This window comes from Yoonia sp. (assembly GCF_046498525.1).
Taxonomy (GTDB): domain Bacteria; phylum Pseudomonadota; class Alphaproteobacteria; order Rhodobacterales; family Rhodobacteraceae; genus Yoonia.
The window spans coordinates 1-3,307 of the sequence record NZ_JAWOAN010000303.1 but is presented as its reverse complement, the minus strand read 5'-3'; the positions used below and the strand labels follow the sequence as shown (position 1 = coordinate 3,307).

At 57.1% G+C, this 3,307-nt stretch carries 5 protein-coding genes; all 5 read left to right on the top strand.

The features are described from left to right. On the top strand, window positions 1-190 hold a 190-nt coding region (locus tag R6T97_RS17720; protein ID WP_410350603.1), incomplete at its 5' end, for a hypothetical protein. Then, window positions 187-801: a cytochrome c oxidase assembly protein gene (locus R6T97_RS17715; protein WP_410350602.1), complete on the top strand. Its 615-nt coding sequence runs from the start codon at window positions 187-189 to the stop codon at window positions 799-801. The genes R6T97_RS17720 and R6T97_RS17715, both read left to right, overlap by 4 nt. 26 nt (window positions 802-827) lie before the next feature. Then, the gene (locus R6T97_RS17710; protein ID WP_410350601.1) at window positions 828-1,631 is read left to right on the top strand and encodes a cytochrome c oxidase subunit 3; all 804 of its coding nucleotides are present in this window, start codon (window positions 828-830) and stop codon (window positions 1,629-1,631) included. Between the two features lie 94 nt (window positions 1,632-1,725). After that, a complete protein-coding gene (locus R6T97_RS17705) occupies window positions 1,726-2,409 on the top strand; it encodes an SURF1 family protein (RefSeq protein WP_410350600.1) in 684 nt (227 codons plus the stop codon). Next, window positions 2,409-3,307, top strand: an 899-nt coding sequence (thrC, locus tag R6T97_RS17700; RefSeq protein WP_410350599.1) for a threonine synthase, incomplete at its 3' end; no start/stop codon positions are given. The genes R6T97_RS17705 and thrC, both read left to right, overlap by 1 nt.

The window sequence follows — 3,307 nt, the reverse complement described above, 5'->3', positions numbered from 1 at the left end:
CGAACACGAACTGCACACGCGGCGCAAAGGGCGCAATTACGGGCTGGGGCTGATCCTCGCTGCCTTCATAGCGATCATTTTCGGCCTGACGGTCGTCAAGGTTTTGCAACTCGGCGATGCCGCCCAGTTTGAAAAGTTCGATCACGTGGCACGCCCACAGATCATCCCGGAAGAGGGGGCAGGTGAATGAGACTTTTTCCAAATCTCCAAGGGCCGCAACGGACCGTGGCGCAAACCGTTTCAGTGGTGATCCTGATGGGCGGGCTCGCTTGGGCATCGGTCCCTTTCTATGACTGGTTTTGCCGGGTAACGGGCTTTGGCGGTGCGACGAATATCGCTGAAACCGGCAGTGACGTTATTCTGGATCAAACGATCAAGGTGCGCTTTGATGCATCGCTTGAACGCGATATGCCGTGGACGTTCAAACCCGAAGTGCGCCAGATGGAAATCCGGATCGGCGAAACCGGACTTGCCTTTTACGAGGCGCATAACCCGCTTGACGTTCCGATCGCAGGGCAAGCGGCCTACAACGTGACGCCTTACGAGGCGGGTGCTTTCTTCGACAAGATCGAATGTTTCTGCTTTGTCGAACAGGTGCTGATGCCGGGCGAAACCGTGATGATGCCCGTCAGTTTCTTCGTGGATCCTGCCATTGTGGATGACCGCGAAGGCCAGTATGTGCACACGATTACGCTCAGCTACACATTCTACCAGATCGACCTGCCCGAAGAGGAAATCCAAGCCTCTCTCGCGCCGCAAGCTTTGACACCGGCTTCGCAAGACGCCATACAAAACTACTGAAGACCAGCCGATAGGGAACGCACCACATGGCGCACGCAAAGAACCACGATTATCACATTCTACCACCGTCAATCTGGCCGCTGATGGCCAGCGTTGGTGCGTTTGTCATGCTTTTTGGCGCGACACTCTGGATGCACGGCTCCGGGCCATACATTTTCCTGATGGGTCTGGCCGCCGTTCTTTACGTCATGTACGCGTGGTGGGCGGATGTGATCGCTGAAAGCAACGTCGGTGACCATACGCCTGTCGTCCGGATCGGCCTGCGCTACGGCTTTATCATGTTCATCATGTCCGAAGTCATGTTCTTTGCTGCATGGTTCTGGTCGTTCTTCAAGCACACGATCTATCCGATGAGCGAATATGCGGGCACAACCTATGTGGAACCAACCTTCTATCAGGTTGACGCCTTCCACCTGCCGCTGATCAACACACTTGTGTTGCTCTGCTCCGGTATGGCCGTCACTTGGGCGCACCACGCGCTGGTCCACGAAAACAACCGCAAAGACCTTGAGCATGGTCTGTTGCTGGCTGTCGTTCTGGGTATCCTCTTCACCGGGCTGCAGGCCTATGAATACTGGTATCTTCTGGTCGCGCAGGACTGGACATTCGGTGGCGATAAGTTCTTTTCGAACTTCTTCATGGCTACCGGCTTCCACGGCTTCCACGTGATCATCGGTACCATCTTCCTGTTCGTCTGTTATCTGCGGGCGCGGGCCGGCCACTTCACACCGGAAAGACATGTCGGTTTCGAGGCGGCAGCCTGGTACTGGCACTTCGTTGATGTGGTCTGGCTGTTCCTGTTCTTTGCAGTTTACATCTGGGGCATCTAAGGGCCGCGACGATGGACGGTGGATCATGATCCACTAACCCGAATATCAAGCGCGCGAGGGCAATCTCGCGCGTTTTTACCATCAAGGGCACAAGATGCTGCGTAAGATTCTCTTTCCTGTGATACTTGGCATCGCCGGTTGCGGCGTGCTGATCAGCCTCGGCCTGTGGCAGGTCGAGCGGTTGGCCTGGAAAGAAGAAATCCTAACCGATATCGACGCTCGCCTGAGCGCGCCACCGGTTCCTTTCTCGCGGTTCGCGACGGAAGCCGCCGACGAATATTCGCGTGTCCTTGTAAGTGGCGTACCAACGGGCGAGGAACTGCATGTTCTGGTGTCGGGGACCGAGGCTGGGACAGGCTACCGTGTCATTTCGAAGTTCGAGACCGAAGTCGGCCCCATTCTGGTTGATCAGGGTCTCTTAGCGCTCGAAGACAAGGGTTCAGAACCGCTGACGGTTCAGATGGATATTGTCGGCACGCTATTGTGGCCCGACGACCAGAACAGCAGTACGCCTGATCCGGACCTTGCCGAAAATATCTGGTTCGCCCGGAATATCGAAACCATGTCCGCAGCACTCGATACGCTGCCTTTCATGGTTGTTGCGACGCAAACGTCGCCTGCCGATCCGCGCCTTACGCCGCTTCCGGTCAACACCGCCACTATCAAGAACGATCATTTCGAATATGCAGTGACATGGTTCTTGCTGGCCTTCGTCTGGGCGATTATGACCCTGTACCTGATACTCCGCACGACACGCCAAAAGGACGCCCTAGACTGATGCGCTATATCTCGACCCGTGGCAGCGCGCCGACGTTGAGCTTTGAAGAAGCGATGCTGACAGGGCTCGCCCGTGACGGCGGCCTTTATGTGCCAGAGCAGGTGCCGACCCTGACCAATGCGCAGATCAGCGCGATGGCAGGCAAGTCTTATGAAGAGGTCGCCTATGACGTCATGCGCCCTTTCATCGGTGACACATTCACCGACGACACGTTTCGGCGTTTGATCAGCCAAGCCTATGCCGGTTTCGGACACGCGGCCCGCGCGCCCTTGGTGCAACTCGATAGCAACCACTTCCTGCTTGAGCTGTTTCACGGCCCGACACTGGCGTTCAAAGACTTTGCCATGCAGTTGATCGGCCAGATGTTCCAAGCCGCACTCACGCGTTCGGGTGACCGCGTTACCATCGTCGGGGCGACCTCGGGCGACACAGGCTCGGCCGCGATCGAGGCGTTCCGCGGGCTGAAGGCCGTCGATGTCTTCATCATGTACCCCCATGGCCGCGTGTCCGAGGTGCAGCGCCGCCAGATGACCACGCCGACTGAAACCAACGTGCATGCGCTGGCCGTGGATGGCGACTTTGATGATTGTCAGGCCGCAGTGAAAGATATGTTCAATGATTTTGCCTTCCGCGAAGAGGTGAAGCTGGCGGGCGTGAACTCGATCAACTGGGGCCGTGTTCTCGCGCAGGTGGTTTATTATTTCACCGCCGCCGTTTCATTGGGCGCACCACACCGGGACGTCAGCTTCACGGTGCCGACAGGCAACTTCGGCGACATCTTCGCGGGCTACATCGCCAAGAAGATGGGGCTGCCTATCGCGGATCTGGTTGTGGCGACCAACCGCAACGATATCCTCCACCGCACGCTGGAAACCGGATCGTACACCAAAGAAGGTGT